The 15,861-nt window shown below is 71.4% G+C and carries 15 protein-coding genes and 2 tRNA genes; 1 reads left to right on the forward strand and 16 read right to left on the reverse strand.

Annotation, left to right across the window (positions count from 1 at the left end):
- Nucleotides 1–120 precede the first annotated feature (120 nt).
- From OG472_RS17135 to OG472_RS17185, 11 genes are all read right to left on the reverse strand, one after another.
- Entirely contained in the window at nt 121–966 is an 846-nt protein-coding gene (locus OG472_RS17135; protein WP_401601960.1) for a DegV family protein, read from the reverse strand.
- Nucleotides 967–1,083: 117 nt separating this feature from the next.
- Nucleotides 1,084–1,821 (reverse strand): hypothetical protein, encoded by a 738-nt coding sequence (locus OG472_RS17140; RefSeq protein WP_405941693.1) that lies wholly within the window; start codon nt 1,819–1,821, stop codon nt 1,084–1,086.
- Between the two features lie 141 nt (nt 1,822–1,962).
- Nucleotides 1,963–4,833, reverse strand: a complete 2,871-nt coding sequence (leuS, locus tag OG472_RS17145; RefSeq protein WP_405941694.1) for a leucine--tRNA ligase — start codon at nt 4,831–4,833, stop codon at nt 1,963–1,965.
- 245 nt (nt 4,834–5,078) lie between these two features.
- Nucleotides 5,079–5,151 (reverse strand) — tRNA-Ala (locus OG472_RS17150).
- 131 nt (nt 5,152–5,282) lie between these two features.
- Entirely contained in the window at nt 5,283–5,516 is a 234-nt protein-coding gene (locus tag OG472_RS17155) for a hypothetical protein (protein WP_008738908.1), read from the reverse strand.
- A 144-nt stretch (nt 5,517–5,660) separates the two neighbouring features.
- Nucleotides 5,661–5,733, reverse strand: a tRNA-Ala gene (locus tag OG472_RS17160).
- A gap of 133 nt (nt 5,734–5,866) precedes the next feature.
- Nucleotides 5,867–6,523, reverse strand: coding sequence for a histidine phosphatase family protein (locus tag OG472_RS17165; protein ID WP_401602493.1), 657 nt, complete (start codon nt 6,521–6,523; stop codon nt 5,867–5,869).
- Nucleotides 6,520–6,966: a ribosome silencing factor gene (rsfS, locus tag OG472_RS17170; RefSeq protein WP_319720701.1), complete on the reverse strand. Its 447-nt coding sequence runs from the start codon at nt 6,964–6,966 to the stop codon at nt 6,520–6,522. Before rsfS ends, OG472_RS17165 begins: the two co-directional genes overlap by 4 nt.
- A gap of 119 nt (nt 6,967–7,085) precedes the next feature.
- Complete coding sequence (locus tag OG472_RS17175; RefSeq protein ID WP_405830096.1) at nt 7,086–8,774, reverse strand: LCP family protein; 1,689 nt, start codon at nt 8,772–8,774, stop codon at nt 7,086–7,088.
- A gap of 24 nt (nt 8,775–8,798) precedes the next feature.
- Complete coding sequence (gene nadD, locus OG472_RS17180; RefSeq protein WP_327413985.1) at nt 8,799–9,416, reverse strand: nicotinate-nucleotide adenylyltransferase; 618 nt, start codon at nt 9,414–9,416, stop codon at nt 8,799–8,801.
- A 36-nt stretch (nt 9,417–9,452) separates the two neighbouring features.
- Nucleotides 9,453–9,620: a hypothetical protein gene (locus tag OG472_RS17185; protein ID WP_327413986.1), complete on the reverse strand. Its 168-nt coding sequence runs from the start codon at nt 9,618–9,620 to the stop codon at nt 9,453–9,455.
- Between the two features lie 140 nt (nt 9,621–9,760).
- Here OG472_RS17185 and OG472_RS17190 point away from each other — a divergent pair, with 140 nt between their 5' ends.
- Nucleotides 9,761–10,843 (forward strand): M48 family metallopeptidase, encoded by a 1,083-nt coding sequence (locus tag OG472_RS17190; RefSeq protein WP_401601968.1) that lies wholly within the window; start codon nt 9,761–9,763, stop codon nt 10,841–10,843.
- Here the strand turns inward: OG472_RS17190 and OG472_RS17195 are convergent.
- The 5 genes from OG472_RS17195 to proB all read right to left on the reverse strand — a co-directional run bounded on the left by OG472_RS17195 (nt 10,827) and on the right by proB (nt 15,840).
- Nucleotides 10,827–11,969 (reverse strand): hypothetical protein, encoded by a 1,143-nt coding sequence (locus OG472_RS17195; RefSeq protein ID WP_401601970.1) that lies wholly within the window; start codon nt 11,967–11,969, stop codon nt 10,827–10,829. The genes OG472_RS17190 and OG472_RS17195 overlap by 17 nt on opposite strands.
- A gap of 68 nt (nt 11,970–12,037) precedes the next feature.
- Nucleotides 12,038–12,598 carry a hypothetical protein gene (locus OG472_RS17200; RefSeq protein ID WP_401601972.1) on the reverse strand — a complete coding sequence of 187 codons (561 nt, stop codon included), beginning with the start codon at nt 12,596–12,598 and terminating at the stop codon, nt 12,038–12,040.
- Between the two features lie 77 nt (nt 12,599–12,675).
- The gene (locus OG472_RS17205) at nt 12,676–13,959 is read right to left on the reverse strand and encodes a glutamate-5-semialdehyde dehydrogenase (protein WP_401601974.1); all 1,284 of its coding nucleotides are present in this window, start codon (nt 13,957–13,959) and stop codon (nt 12,676–12,678) included.
- Between the two features lie 254 nt (nt 13,960–14,213).
- Nucleotides 14,214–14,735: a hypothetical protein gene (locus OG472_RS17210; RefSeq protein ID WP_401602495.1), complete on the reverse strand. Its 522-nt coding sequence runs from the start codon at nt 14,733–14,735 to the stop codon at nt 14,214–14,216.
- Nucleotides 14,713–15,840 (reverse strand): glutamate 5-kinase, encoded by a 1,128-nt coding sequence (gene proB / locus OG472_RS17215; protein WP_030649917.1) that lies wholly within the window; start codon nt 15,838–15,840, stop codon nt 14,713–14,715. The genes OG472_RS17210 and proB overlap by 23 nt, the downstream gene beginning before the upstream one ends.
- Between the last annotated feature and the right edge of the window lie 21 nt (nt 15,841–15,861).

A 15,861-nucleotide genomic window follows, 5' to 3' on the forward strand; every position in this document is an offset into this window, starting at 1 on the left:
AAGTACGCGTTCGAAGAGTCATGCCACGACGGTAGGGGCCCGTCCCGACCCCCGTTCGGAGCCTTCAATTCCGGTGGATGGCCAGCCCGTTGTGGACAACCGGGCCACCCGTTCCGGTGATCAGCGAGGGGAGACGACCGCCGCCAGCAGCCCCGGCCCGGTGTGCGCGCCGATCACCGCACCGACCTCGCTGACGTGCAGCTCGACCAGGCCGGGGATGCGCTCGCGGAGCCGCTGGGCGAGCTTCTCGGCCCGCTCCGGTGCCGCCAGGTGGTGCACGGCCACGTCGACGGCCGCGGACCCGGCCCGCTCGACGGCCAGCTCCTCAAGGCGGGCGATGGCCTTGGAGGCCGTGCGCACCTTCTCCAGCGGCTCGATCCGCCCGCCCTCCAGCGTCAGCAGGGGCTTCACCGCCAGCGCCGAGCCGAAGAGTGCCTGCGCGGCCCCGATCCGGCCGCCACGGCGCAGGTAGTCGAGGGTGTCGACGTAGAAGTACGCGGACATGTCCGCCGCCCGCTTCTCGGCGGCCGCCACGGCTTCGTCCACGGAACCGCCCGCCTCGGCCACCTCGGCGGCGGCCAGCGCACAGAAGCCCAGGGCCATCGCGATCATGCCGGTGTCCACGACGCGCACCGGCACGGGTGCGGTCTTCGCGGCGAGCACGGCGGCGTCGTACGTGCCGGACAGCTCGGCGGACAGGTGGAGGCTGACGATGCCGGTCGCCCCGGCGTCCGCGGCCGCCCGGTAGGCCCGGACGAACTCCTCCGGGCTGGGCCGCGAGGTGGTCACCGACCGGCGCTTCTGCAGGGCCACGGCCAGGCTGCGCGCCGAGATCTCGGTGCCCTCCTCGAGCGCCTCGCCGCCGAGGACCACGGTCAGCGGTACGGAGGTGATTCCGTGCCGCGCCATGGCCGGTGGGGGCAGGTAGGCCGTGGAATCGGTGACGATGGCGACATGGCGGGACATGAGGCGGAGGTTACCGCCAGTGGGGGTGTGACGGCAGCCTGGGCCCCCTGCCGGGGCCTGCGGACGGCTGTGCGGGGCTCACCCCGCCCGGCCCGGCGGGGCTCGAAGGACTGCCGATCAGGTCGTGCTTTCCGGACGGCGTGTCTTCTGCCAGGGGTATTCGGGCGCCGGAGCGGCAGGATTGAGCGCCGCTTTCCGAGGCTGCTCACGCTGTTGTGCCCGCTGAGGGCCCTGTGGCTGCTGCGAGCCCTGCGCCTGCTGCGTCGCGTCCCACTCCGCGGCCGCCGCCGCCAGGTGGTCCACGGACTCCCGTGACCAGTCCCGCAGCGCGCCGGACTCCATCTCGATCTGGGCCGACAGGGCGGACAGGTCGTCCTCCGCGAATCGGCTGGCACGGTCCCGCGCGGCCCAGCGCAGCGAGTCCGCGGCCTGTGTGATCTTGGCCGTCCGCTCCCGCAGGTCTGGCATGCGCTCCGCGATCCGCGTGCGGTCCGGATCCTGCTCCAGCCGCTTCAGCTCGTCGTCCAGCTCGTGCCCGTGCGCGCTCAGCCGCTCGAACAGAGCGATCGACTCCCGCAGCGAGGCGTCGAGCCGGACCCCTTCGTGCAGTGCCTGCTGCGTGGACCGCATCGACGTCCGCAGGTCCAGACGCAGCTGCGCGAGCGCCCCTGTGACCCCGACCTGGCCGAAGCTCTTGGCCCGCAGGGTGGTGTCCTCCACCGTCCGTCGCGCCTGGGTGATCGTCCGGTCCACTCCGCGCTTGGTCGCCTGCACCACCTTGACGGTCGCGTACGCCCCCAAGCCCAGGAAGGCGAAAAGCACCATCAGCGCGAAGATGATCAACGCGGCCTCCATGAGTGTCCCTTCCCCAGTCCCCGCCGGCTTACTGCCGTCCCCTCCACCGTAAACGCCACGGGCAGGCTGGGGGTTCCATTCGAACCCCCAACCTGCCCGTACGGGATCTCCCCCATGCGGGGGCGGCGCATCCGACCGCGGTCAGATGACGATGTTCACCAGCTTCGGCGCACGCACGATCACCTTGCGGATCTCCGCGCCGCCCAGCGCCGCCACGACGCCCTCGTCGGTGACGGCCAGCTGCTCCAGCTCCGCCTCCGAGATCGCCGGCGACACCTCCAGCCGCGCCTTGACCTTGCCCTTGACCTGCACCACGCACGTCACGGTCTCGTCCACGACGTACGCCGGGTCCGCGACCGGGAAGTCCTGGTGGACCACCGATTCGCCGTGGCCCAGACGGCTCCACAGCTCCTCGGCGATGTGCGGGGCCAGCGGGGCGATCAGCAGCACCAGCCGCTCGGCGACCGAGCGCTCCAGCGGGCGGCCCGCCTTAGTCAGGGCGTTGTTCAGCTCGGTGATCTTCGCGATGGCGGTGTTGAAGCGCAGGCCGGTCATGTCCGCGCCGGCCCCGTCGATCGCCTTGTGCAGCGCGCGCAGGGTGTCCTCGGCCGGCTCCCCGTCCACGACGGTGACCCGGCCGGTCTCCTCGTCGACGATGTTGCGCCACAGGCGCTGCAGCAGGCGGTACTGGCCGACCACGGCACGGGTGTCCCACGGACGCGAGACGTCCAGCGGGCCCATCGCCATCTCGTACAGGCGCAGGGTGTCGGCGCCGTACTCCTCGCAGATCTCGTCGGGCGTGACGGCGTTCTTCAGGGACTTGCCCATCTTGCCGTGCTCACGCTTGACGGGCTGGCCCTGGTAGAAGTAGCCGCCGTCGCGCTCCTCGACCTCGGCCGCCGGGACGTAGACGCCGCGCGCGTCGGTGTACGCGTACGCCTGGATCATGCCCTGGTTGAACAGCTTGTGGAACGGCTCCGCAGAGGAGACGTGACCCAGGTCGAACAGCACCTTGGACCAGAAGCGGGCGTACAGCAGGTGCAGCACGGCGTGCTCGGCGCCGCCCACGTACAGGTCGACACCGCCGTGCGGCGCGCCTTCGCGGGGGCCCATCCAGTACTGCTCGATCTCCGGGTCCACCAGCGCCGACGCGTTGTTCGGGTCCAGGTAGCGCAGCTCGTACCAGCAGGAACCGGCCCAGTTCGGCATGGTGTTGGTCTCGCGCCGGAAGGAGCGGGCGCCACGGCCGTCGCCCAGGTCCAGCTCGACGTTGACCCATTCCTCGTTGCGCGACAGCGGGGTCTCCGGCTTGGAGGCCGCGTCGTCGGGCTCGAAGGTGCGCGGCGAGTAGTCCTCGACCTCCGGCAGCTCCAGCGGCAGCATCGACTCGGGCAGCGGGTGCGCGACGCCGTCCTCGTCGTAGACGATCGGGAAGGGCTCGCCCCAGTAGCGCTGACGGCTGAACAGCCAGTCGCGCAGGCGGAAGTTGACGGTCCCTTCGCCGATGCCCCGCTCGGCCAGCCAGTCGGTGATCGCGGCCTTCGCCTCGACGACGCCCAGGCCGTCCAGGGAGATGCCCTCGCCCGTCGAGTTGACCAGCGTGGCGTCGTAGGAGACGAAGGCGTCGTCCCACTCGGCCGGGTCGATGTCGCGGCCGTCGGTCGGCTCGACCACGCAGCGGACGGGCAGCTCGAAGGCGCGCGCGAACTCGAAGTCGCGGGCGTCGTGCGCCGGGACCGCCATGATCGCGCCGGTGCCGTAGCCCATCAGCACGTAGTCGGCGATGAAGACCGGGACCTTCTGGCCGCTGACCGGGTTGACCGCGTACTCGCCGGTGAAGACACCGGTCTTGTCCTTGGCCTCGGCCTGCCGCTCGACGTCCGACTTGGCCGCGGCCTGCTTGCGGTACGCGGTGACGGCCTCGGCCGGGGTGGCGTGTCCGCCAGTCCACACCGCGTGGGTGCCCTCGGGCCAGGCGGCCGGGATGAACTTCTCGACCAGCGGGTGCTCGGGCGCCAGCACCATGTAGGTGGCGCCGAACAGCGTGTCCGGGCGGGTGGTGAAGACGGTGATCGCCTCGTCGCCCAGCGCGAAGTCGACGCGCGCGCCCTCGCTGCGGCCGATCCAGTTGCGCTGCTGCAGCTTGATGGCCTCGGGCCAGTCCAGCACGTCCAGGTCGTCCAGCAGCCGGTCGGCGTACGCGGTGATCCGCATGTTCCACTGGCTCAGGCGCGACTTGAAGACCGGGAAGTTGCCGCGCTCGGACCGGCCGTCCGCGGTGACCTCCTCGTTGGCCAGTACGGTGCCCAGCCCGGGGCACCAGTTCACCGGCGCGTCGGAGGCGTAGGCCAGCCGGAAGCCGTTCAGCACGTCGGCGCGCTCGCCCGCGGTCAGCTCGGCCCAGGCGCGGCCACCGGGAACCTCGCGCGAGCCGTCCTCGAAGGCGGCGACCAGCTCGGTGATCGGCCGGGCCTTGCCCGCGTCGGCGTCGTACCAGGAGTTGTAGATCTGCAGGAAGATCCACTGGGTCCACTTGTAGTAGTCCGGGTCGATCGTCGCGAAGGAGCGGCGCTTGTCGTGGCCCAGACCCAGCCGGCGCAGCTGGACCTTCATGTTCTCGATGTTCGCCTCGGTCGACACCCGCGGGTGCGTGCCGGTCTGCACGGCGTACTGCTCGGCCGGCAGCCCGAACGCGTCGAAGCCCAGGGTGTGCAGGACGTTGTGGCCGGTCATCCGCTGGTGGCGGGCGAAGACGTCGGTGGCGATGTACCCGAGCGGGTGACCGACGTGCAGCCCCGCACCGGACGGGTACGGGAACATGTCCATGATGAACTTCTTGGGCCGTGCGACCACCGCGGGATCCCCTGCCAGGTCACCGGTCGGGTTCGGGGCCTCGTACGTGCCCTGCGCGTCCCATACGTCCTGCCAGCGTGCCTCGATGTCGGCGGCCATGGCAGCCGTGTAGCGGTGCGCCTCGGCCGCCTCGGGGGCCGGGGTGTTCGTCTCGCTCATGATTTCTGAAGCTCCATCGATCGTCTTCGCCGTCTCTGCCTGCCCAAACGAAAAAACCCCTCGCACAGGAGGGGACGCCGCGCCGATGCCGACCTCTCGAAGGTCGGCGCTGATCAGCGCGGCTCGGTAAGCAGAAGGCGTACGGCACGCATGGCGTCAGGGTACCGCAGCACCCGTGGCGCCCGCTCGGACGACCGCATGACGAGAAGCGGGCCACCCGATCCGGGTGGCCCGCTTCTTCACTGTGGAGCTAAGGAGAATTGAACTCCTGACCTCCTGCATGCCATGCAGGCGCTCTACCAACTGAGCTATAGCCCCTTGTTCTGCTTGCCGCTTCGGTTCCCCTTGCCGGTTCCCCTTGGCGACGTCCCAAACATTACACGGTCATGGCCCTGGTCCAAAAATCGGTTTCCACCGACCATGGGCCATGTCCGATTTGATCCAACTTGTCACGCTCTCGCGAACTGATAGAACCGCTTGAGCGTGCAGTGCTCGTCGAGCAGCCGGCCGTAGATCGGCTCCCCTTCCAGCTCGCGGTACGTCTCGATCGGGTCGCCTTTTATGATCAGCGCCCGCGCGCATTCCTCGCACCAGTACTGGTAGTCGGGGTTGACCGGGTCCATGTCCCGCACGATCGGCGTGCCGTTGTTGCACCAGTCGCACCGGCGCCGGTGTGCACCCATCCGTCAGCGACTCCCTCCCGCGTCGGGCCGTCGTCTCCCCCCTCCGGCGGTCCGATTCTGCCATGCCGGTGCGGGCCAGGTCAGCAAACGCAAAGGGTACAAAAACAAGGATCCCGCCCCCTGTTGGGGACGGGATCCTGATTGTGGAGCTAAGGAGAATTGAACTCCTGACCTCCTGCATGCCATGCAGGCGCTCTACCAACTGAGCTATAGCCCCGCTCTCCGCCGCGCTCCCCCCGTCTCCGGTGTTCTGCGCTGCGAACAAGAAGAACTCTAGCCTGTGACCAGCCGGAAAGTGAAATCCAGGTGGCAGCCCCGGCAGGGAGCGGCAAGAAGCGGCGGGAAGCAGCTCAGTCGTCGTCGCCGAGCACCGGTTCCGGCAGGGTGCCGGCGTTGTGCTCCAACAGGCGCCAGCCGCGCGCGCCCTCACCGAGGACGGACCAGCAGCAGTTGGAGAGCCCGCCCAGGCCCTCCCAGTCGTACGCGTTCAGGCCCAGCAGGCGCCCGATCGTCGTACGGATGGTGCCGCCGTGGCTGACCACGACGAGGGTGCCGCCCTGCGGCAGCCGGTCGGCGTGCGCCAGGACCACCGGCGCGGCGCGGTCGGCGACCTCGGTCTCCAGCTCACCGCCGCCGCGGCGGACCGGTTCGCCGCGCTTCCACGCCGCGTACTGCTCGCCGTACTTCTCGATGATCTCGTCGTGCGTGAGGCCCTGCCACTCGCCGGCGTACGTCTCGCGCAGCGCCGCGTCGTGCTGCACGGGCAGCCCCGTGACGGAGGCCAGTTCGGCCGCCGTGGCGGAGGCGCGCTGCAGGTCGGAGGCCACGATGGCATCCGGCTTCAGCGAGGCGAGCAGCCGCGCGGAGCGGCGCGCCTGCGCCACACCCGCCTCGGTCAGCTCGATGTCCGTGGAGCCCTGGAAGCGCCGCTCCAGGTTCCACGCGGTCTGGCCGTGGCGCCAGAGGACGATCTTGCGTCCGGACTTGCCCGAGGTGCTCGCGCTCAGAACAGATCACCGTCCAGATCCTCGTCGCCCGCCGCCTCGCGCAGCTTGGCGTGCTCCTCGGCCTTGCCGATGGTGAGCTTGGCGTCCTCGGGCAGCTCGATCTCGGGGCAGTCCTTCCACAGGCGCTCCAGCGCGTAGAAGACCCGCTCCTCGCTGTGCTGGACGTGGACGACGATGTCGACGTAGTCGAGCAGGATCCAGCGGGCGTCGCGGTCGCCCTCCCGGCGCACCGGCTTGGCGCCGAGCTCCTTGAGCAGGCGCTCCTCGATCTCGTCGACGATCGACTTGACCTGACGGTCGTTGGGCGCCGAGGCGAGCAGGAAGGCGTCGGTGATCGACAGCACGTCGCTGACGTCGTACGCGATGATGTCGTGCGCGAGCCGGTCGGCCGCGGCCTGGGCGGCGGCGGTGATGAGCTCGATGGAGCGGTCCGTGGCGGTCACTGGCCATGCTTTCGGGTTGGCGGGCAGATCCTTACAAGGGTCTCATGTACCGCCGACACCGCCCGCGCGGAACGGCCCGCGCGGGCGAAAGCACTCCTCGGGACCGGGCCGGAGCCCGGTCAGGACGCCTTGTAGTCCTTGCCCAGGATCACCACGACCTCCGCGTTCACCACGTTCTCGGCCTTCTTCACGACCGTCTCGGGCAGCCCCAGGGTCTTGGCGACCTCGATCGCGCGGTCCCGCTGCGCGTCGTCCTGGTACGTGATCTGGGAGGCGGCCGCGGTCTTGTCGGCCTTGCCGCCGTCCACGAAGGTGTAGCCGCCGTTCAACAGCGTCGCCTTTGCCGTGACCTGCGCCTTCTCGTCGCCGGTGGCGTCCTTGAGGCCGACGCGCGGGGAGGCGCCGGGCTGCGCCGCGGCGACGGAGCCGCCGAGCACCTCCTTGACGACCTTCTTGTTGGCCTCGTCCGTGAGGGTGCCGTCCGCCTTCACCGCAAGGAGGTCGGTGCGGTACGCGCCCACCTTGGCGTGCTCGCCGAGCCGGGCCAGCAGGGCACCGAGGGTCTGGGCGTTCAGGGCCGGGTCGAGGATCTGCCCGATGCTCTCGACCGTCACGGCCGCGGCCTTGGGGTCGCTCGGAACCTTGCGCAGGACCGCCTGGAGCACCTTGCCCACGCGCTCCAGCTGCTTGGTCTCCGGTTCGCCCTGGCCGCGGTACGTGGCGTACGCGACGGCCATGGGCCCGCTCAGGCTCTGCTTCTGCCCCTGGGCCACGGCCGGGGTCTTGGCCGCGTCGTCGGCCGGGACCGCGGTGTCGGTGTCGACCTCGATGCCGCCGACCAGCTCGACCAGGTTCTCGAGGAAGGGGGTGTCCAGCCGCCAGGTGCCGCCGATCTGGGTGCCGAGCACCGAGTCGAGGGCCTCGCGGGTGCCGAGGCCGCCCTCCTCGACCGCCTTGCCGAGCGCCGTCGCGGAACCGTCCTGGCTGCTGACGCCGAGGGCGTTCGGGAGCAGGACGGTGGCGCCCTGCTTGGTGGTGACGTTGTCGACGAGCAGCGCCGAGGAGGTGCCGCCCTTCTTGGTGTTGTGCAGGTGGACGACGATCATGTCGCGCTTCTGCGCCCCTGCGGCGGCGGTCGCGCCGCTCTTGTCCTGGCCGGGGCCGTCGAGGAAGGGCAGCTTGCCCGCGTACCAGAGGTAGCCGAGGCCGCCGACGACGAACAGGGCGAGGACGACGATCAGCGCCACCACCCGGTTGCGGCCGCGGCGGCGGGCCTCCTCGCGGCGTTCGGTCCGGCTCTCGGTGAACTTGAGCCAGTCGATGACGTCCTCGGAGTCCTCGTCCGGCTGGTCGATGAAGGCGAACATCTCGGTGCGGTAGTCCCGGCCCGCCTCGGGCTCGCCGTCGGGCCGGCGCGGCTCGGGGACCTGGGCGGTCCGGCGCTCGGCCGGGGCAGGGGCCGGCGGCTCGGGGGCGGCCTGCTGCGGGGCGGCCTGCTGCGGGATCCACTGCTGGGTCTGCTGCGTGTCGTAGCCGTAGCCGGGGGCCTGCGCGTAGTCCTGCTGCCCGTACTCCTGGGCGGGCGGCTGCGGCGCGTAGTACTGCTGCGGCTGCTGCGACTGCTGCTGCTGCTGGTTGTAGCCCTGGTAGTCGTAGCCGTACTGCTGCTGCTCGTACTGCGGCTGCGGCGCGGACGGAGCGGGCTGCGCGGGCACCTGGCCGTACACCGGCCGCCCGTACGCGTCGTAGCCGATGAGCTGCTGCTCCTGGGCGGCATACGGGTCGTACGGATCCTGTCGGTCGTTCACCGCGGGGCCCCTCTCTCCGGAAGCTCAGGCTCCCCGGTACAGCTCACGCTTGTCGATGTAGCGCACGACGCCGTCCGGCACCAGGTACCAGACAGGATCCCCCTGGGCCACCCTCGCACGGCAGTCCGTGGACGAGATAGCCAGCGCGGGCACCTCGACCAGGGAGACGCCGCCCTCGGGCAGCCCGTCGTCGGTGAGGACGTGCCCCGGCCGGGTGACGCCGATGAAATGGGCGAGCGAGAAGAGCTCGTCGGCGTTCCGCCAGGTCAGGATCTGTGCGAGAGCGTCGGCACCCGTGATGAAGAACAGGTCGGCGTCGTCGTTCAGCGCCTTGAGGTCCCGCAGGGTGTCGATCGTGTACGTCGGCCCGCCGCGGTCGATGTCGATGCGGCTGACCGAGAACTGGGGGTTCGAAGCCGTGGCGATGACCGTCATCAGGTAGCGGTCCTCGGCGGGAGAGACGGCCCACTGCGACTTCTGCCACGGCTCGCCCGTCGGCACGAACACCACCTCGTCGAGGTGGAAAAGGGCGGCCACCTCGCTGGCGGCCACCAGGTGTCCGTGGTGGATCGGGTCGAATGTCCCGCCCATCACGCCGAGCCGGCGCTTGACCGGACCGGTAGGCATCTCCTGCTCTCCCATGAGCGCAGAGCCTACTGGCCCGGCGGACCGGTCGGTCTAGCGGTCGCGGTTCAGGCGCGTGGTGACCCAGAGCATCAGCATCAGGACGACGAAGGCACCGCCGCCGGTCAGGTACGGGTTCAGGCTGTCGTGGTTGCCGCCGTGCTGTTCGGCCCCCTCCGAGGCGAGGACGACCAGGTTGTGGGCGGTGGAGGCGAGGCTCATCAGGCAGGTACCTATCGAGTCGGGGAGCGGGCGGAGACTTCGCTCACATCGTATGCGGGGGCCTGGGGCACGCTCACGCCGACTCAGGCGTTGGAGAGGATAGACGCACGGCCACGCAGGCCATTCCAGGGGAGGGCGCTATGACGGAGACGGGTTTCGAGAAGGCACCGGCGCGGGACCGCAGGCGGTTCCCCGGTATCTCCTCGCGGGCGTACGAGCATCCGGCGGACCGCTCGGCGCTGGTGGCGCTGCGCAAGCTGACCGGGTTCGACACCGTGTTCAAGGCCCTGAGCGGGCTGCTTCCGGAGCGGAGCCTGCGGCTGCTGTTCCTGTCGGACTCCGTACGGGTCGGGGAGACGCAGTTCCCGCACCTGTACGCGATGCTGCGCGACGCCTGTTACATCCTGGACCTGGAGAAGGTCCCGCAGATGTACGTGCAGCAGGACCCGAGGCCCAATGCCATGTGCATCGGGCTGGACGAGCCGATCATCGTGGTGACCACGAGCCTCGTCGAGCTGCTCGACGAGGAGGAGATGCGGGCGGTGGTGGGCCACGAGGTGGGCCACGCCCTGTCGGGTCACTCCGTGTACCGCACGATCCTGCTGTTCCTGACGAACCTGGCGCTGAAGGTCGCGTGGATCCCGCTGGGCAATGTGGCGATCACGGCGCTCGTGACCGCGCTGCGGGAGTGGTTCCGCAAGTCGGAGCTCTCGGCCGACCGCGCGGGGCTGCTGGTGGGGCAGGACGTGACGGCCTCGATGCGCGGGCTGATGAAGCTGGCGGGTGGCAACCACCTGCACGAGATGAACGTGGACGCCTTCCTGGAGCAGGCCGACGAGTACGAGAAGGGCGGCGACCTGCGGGATTCCGTGCTGAAGATCCTCAACATGCTGCCGCGCACGCACCCCTTCACCACGGTCCGGGCGGCCGAGCTGAAGAAGTGGTCGGAGAGCCGGGACTACCAGCGGATCATGGACGGCCACTACCCGCGGCGCGAGGAGGACAAGGACGCCTCGGTCACGGACTCCTTCCGGGAGTCGGCCGCGCACTATGCCGACTCGGTGCGCACCAGCAAGGACCCGCTGTTCAAGCTGGTGGGCGACATCGCGGGCGGAGCGGCCGACATGGGCGGCAAGCTCCGCGACAAGTTCACGGGTGCCGGCGGCGGATCAGGCGCGGGCACCGGTCCGGCGGGCAAGGGCGGGGCTACGGAGCAGGGCTGACGGAGGTCTCCCCCGGGGCCGCGGAGGGCGCCAGTACGCCGCACAGCCCGGCCGCGCGCCGCGGCTCGCCGGTGGCGTACGGGTCGCTCGCGGGCGGGCCCACCGTGGTCGGGCCGGCTCCGGCCAGCACCGGGCGGAAGCCCCCGGCAGGGTCGCTGGAGCAGTCCTGCGGCCCGGCCATCACATAGGCCGCGACCAGCTCCAGCCGCCGGACTTCCAGGTCGTCCCGGTCGAAGCGCAGCCGCAGCTCCCGCCGGACGGTGAACAGCGAGGCGCCGTCGGCCGCGGCCGGGGCTCCGGTGGCCGGCCGCACGGCGTACACGAAGGTGTGGTCGGTGATCACCTCCAGCACGTCCGGGGCGACCTCCGCGTAGGCGAGGGTCCCGTTCACCCGGACGCGGGAGTCGGCCACGACCGCGGTGGCCGGGTCGAAGCGGACCAGCCAGCCGGTGACCGCGTGCCGGCCGTCGCCGGCGGGCGAGGTCATGCTGCGGTCGAACTGCGCCAGCTGGTCGGGGTCGAGCAGGACGCGCACCGGCCGGTTGGCGGTTCCGGCCAGGACATCGGGGTCCAGCGAGGAATTCACCAGGTAGTCCTTGGCGATGGACAGCGCGGTGAGGATCTGGGCGTCGGTGAAGTGCTCCGTGCGGCGCACGGCGGGCAGGGCGATCCCGGCCGCCCCGACCCGGTAGTCGGCGGCGGGGCTCTTCGCGTACAGGTCGCCGGGCCGCCCGCCGGGCACGGCGCTGGTCGGCGCGAGCGGCACCACGGTGCTGCTGAGCGCCTGGGCGGGCCCTGTGGGCGGGGGGACGTAGGGGTTGCGCAGCCCCATGTAGACGGCGGCCGAGAAGGCCGTGGCGATGAGCAGCACGAGGAGCATGCCCTGCCGGGCGCCCCGGCCGGGGGTGCCGGTGCGGGGCCCGGAGCCGCCCGACCAGATGGAGCGGCTGCGCACGGCCCTGGCGTGTTCGCCCATGCGTTCCTGTGCCGAGTACTCCTGGAGCCGGGCAGCCCTGACGAAGTCCTCGTCGAACACCACCGATCGGTACTCGTCCGACCGGAACTCGTCGTCGCCCCCGCCCATGCCTTCGGGGGTGCCATTGGGCGGATCTCCTGGAACGGCCATCGCTTCTCCCCGCTGTCCCCGCTTCAGAGAAGCCCCCTACTCCGGCGTACGCGAGTGGGGTCGTACCTTCAGGGTTGGCGGACGGAGGGGTACGTAAACGCGCCGACGCCGGTGACTTCGCGCCTGGGGGTGCTGGCGGGCGCCGGGGCGGGGTCCGCTTCGCCCGAGGCGCTGCGGTAGACGGCGCTGAAGGCGAGCGCGACCATGCCGAGGCCCATCACGAAGGCGAGCACCCAGGCGACCGGGCGCAGCCAGGGCGCCCGGCCGCGGTACGGGCGCAGGCTGCCGCCGTAGGCCCCGTACGGGCCGTAGGTGCCGTCGGGGTAGCCGGGGCCGCGGTCGTCCCAGCCGTGTTCGTCGCCCTCGTAGCCGTCGGGACGGCCGTAGGCGTATCCGTCGTAGTCGTCGTCGCCCGTCCAGCCGCCGGCCACCGCGCGGGCGGCTTCCGCCTCCGCGTGCGCCCGGTCCGCCGCCCGCTGGCGCTCGGCGGCACTCGGTTCATGGATCTCGGCGTTCCGGACGAAGGCCTCGTCGAACACCACGGAGGCGAAGTCCTGATCCGCGCCTCCGCGGTCGTCGTCGGGCTCCCCGTCGTCCGGGAACGGCTTGCCCCCCACGTCGTCCGGCACGGGACCAGCCTAGACCTGGGGGACGCCTTTGGGCAGGGTGTCCGCCGAATTCCGGCCACACCGTGTCCAGGCTCCGACTACCGAACGTGACCGTCGCCGGTGACGATGTACTTCGTGGAGGTGAGCTCGGGAAGGCCCATCGGGCCCCGGGCGTGCAGCTTCTGGGTGGAGATGCCGATCTCGGCGCCGAATCCGAACTGACCACCGTCCGTGAACCGAGTGGATGCATTCACGGCGACCGTGGTCGAGTCGACCAGCTGGGTGAAGCGGCGTGCGGCGGCCTGCGAGGTGGTGACGATCGCCTCGGTGTGGCCGGAGGTCCAGCGGCGGATGTGGGCGACGGCGTCGTCGAGGGAGTCCACGACGCCCGCGGCGATGTCGTAGGAGAGGTACTCGGCGGCCCAGTCCTCGTCGGTGGCGGGCAGGGCGGTGACCTTGCCGCCTTCGGCCGCGGCCAGGACCCGGGCGTCGCCGTGCACGGTGACGCCGGCGTCGGCGAGTGCGTCGAGGGCGCGGGGCAGGAAGGCGTCGGCGATGTCCCGGTGGACGAGGAGGGTCTCGGCGGAGTTGCAGACGGACGGCCGCTGGGCCTTGGAGTTGACGAGGATGTCCACGGCCATGTCCAGGTCGGCCTGGGCGTCGACGTAGACGTGGCAGTTGCCGGTACCGGTCTCGATGACCGGGACGGTGGACTCCTCGACCACGGTCTTGATGAGGGAGGCGCCGCCGCGCGGGATGAGCACGTCGACGAGGCCGCGGGCGCGCATCAGCTCGCGGACGGAGTCGCGGGACTCGCCGGGGACGAGCTGGATCGCGTCGGCGGGGAGGCCCGCCTCGGTGATGGCGTCGCGGAGGATGGCGACGAGCGCGGTGTTGGAGGCGTAGGCGGAGGAGCTGCCGCGCAGGAGGACCGCGTTGCCGGACTTGAGGCAGAGGGCGGCGGCGTCGACGGTGACGTTGGGACGGGCCTCGTAGATGATCCCGACGACGCCGAGGGGGACGCGGATCTGCCGGAGGTCGATGCCGTTGGGGAGGGTGGAGCCGCGGACGACCTCACCGACGGGGTCGGGGAGGGCGGCGACGTCACGCACGTCGGAGGCGATGGCGGCGACGCGGTCCGGGGTCAGGGTGAGGCGGTCGATGACGGTCTCGCTGGTGCCGGCGGCGCGGGCCTTGTCCGTGTCCACGGCGTTGGCGGCGATGATCTCGGCCGTACGGGCCTCCAGCGCGTCCGCGATCGCCAGCAGGGCCGTGTCCTTGGCGGACCGCGGGAGTGGCGCGATGGCGGCGGCCGCGGTGCGGGCCGCTTGCGCGGTGGCGATGACGGGCGAGGTGGCGGTGGCGGCATCGAGCGAGGTCATGCCGCCCAGGGTAATCCCCCGCCGGTGCACCGCCGGTGGGGTTCCACCCCGCGAGACGCCGCCGCGGGCCGTCTGTGGGGCCGCTGCGCGGGGCCTTCTCCCCGCCCCGCCCTTTCTCCGTTTCCCCGGGCTCTGCCCGGACCCCGGTCGGCCCTCAAACGCCGGACGGGCTGAAAGATCCTGGGGCTCTGCCCCGGACCCCGCGCCTCAAACGCCGGCAGGGCTGGATGGTCCCTGGCGGGGGCTGAAAGCACTCAGTACGGGTGCACGCCCACCGGGTGGGCCGGGGGTGGGCCGTAGCCCTCGGCTACCCGTTGGTGGTAAGTGGCGCGGTCGATGACCTCCAGGCCGACGATCTCCCAGGGCGGGAGCTGCGCCGAGGAGCGGTGTTCGCCCCACAGGCGCAGGGCGACGGCCGCCGCGTCGTGGAGGTCACGGGCCTCTTCCCAGTAGCGGATCTCCGCGTGGTCGTCGGCGTACCGGCTGGTCAGCAGGAAGGGGTGGTCGTGGGCCAGTTGTTCCAGCCCGCGCCGGACCTCGGACAGCGGGGCCGGCCTGCCGGAGACGCTCAGGGTCACGTGCCACAGGCGCGAGGCGTGATCCTGCTCCTCCCCGCCGCCGCCGTCACCGTCCCCCGGACCGACGCTGGTCAGCGCTCGTCTCACCAGCCGCCTCCTGTCTCCACTGCGCGTGTCCGCCCGCCCCTCACAGTTGACCAGTCCCCGGCCCGCCGCGCTGCGCTTTTGCCGAACCTCAGCCCTGCAGCAGGACCAGATCGTCGCGGTGGACGACCTCCCGCTCGTACGCGGGTCCGAGTTCCCGTGCGAGCTCGCGAGTGGAGCGGCCGAGGAGCTGCGGGAGCTCCTTGGCGTCGAAGTTGACCAGGCCCCTGGCCACCGCGCGGCCGTCGGCCGCGCGCAGCTCCACGGGGTCCCCCGCGACGAAGTCGCCCTCGACCGCGGCGATGCCGGCGGGGAGGAGCGAGCTGCCGCGTTCGGTGACGGCGCGCACCGCGCCGTCGTCCAGGACCAGGTGGCCCTGCGGGGTCGAGGCGTGCTGGAGCCAGAGCAGCCGGTCCGCAGAGCGGCGCCCGGTGGCGTGGAAGAACGTGCCGGTCCCCCGCCCGGCGAGGGCGTCGGCGGCCTGGCTCGCGGAGGTCAGCACCACCGGGATCCCGGCGGCGGCCGCGATCCGCGCCGCCTCGACCTTGGTGACCATGCCGCCGGTGCCCACGCCCGCCTTGCCGGCGCTGCCGATCGAGACGTGCGCAATGTCCTCGGGCCCGTGGACCTCGTCGATGCGGGTGGTGCCGGGCTGGGACGGGTCGCCGTCGTAGAGGCCGTCCACGTCCGAGAGGAGGACGAGGAGGTCGGCGCGGACGAGGTGGGCGACGAGGGCGGCCAGCCGGTCGTTGTCGCCGAAGCGGATCTCGTCCGTGGCGACGGTGTCGTTCTCGTTGACGACCGGGAGGGCGCCCATGGCGAGCAGCTGGTCGAGGGTGCGGTACGCGTTGCGGTAGTGGGCGCGGCGGCTGGTGTCGTCGGTGGTGAGCAGCACCTGGCCGACGCGGAGGCCGTAGCGGGCGAAGGAGGCGGTGTAGCGGGCGACGAGCAGACCCTGGCCGACGCTGGCGGCGGCCTGCTGGCGGGCCAGGTCCTTGGGGCGGCGGCGCAGCCCGAGCGGGGAGAGTCCGGCGGCGATGGCTCCGCTGGAGACGAGGACGATCTCCTTCTCGCCGCCGCTGCGGGCCTTGGCCAGGACGTCGACCAGCGCGTCCACCCGGTCGGCGTCGAGGCCGCCGGCCGCGGTGGTCAAGGAGGAGGAGCCGACCTTGACCACGATCCTGCGGGCGTCCACGACACCTTGCCTAGCCGCTGACACGTCTGTCCCCTTGCCCCTTGC

The sequence above is a fragment of the Streptomyces sp. NBC_00207 genome (assembly GCF_045160965.1).
Lineage (GTDB): Bacteria > Actinomycetota > Actinomycetes > Streptomycetales > Streptomycetaceae > Streptomyces.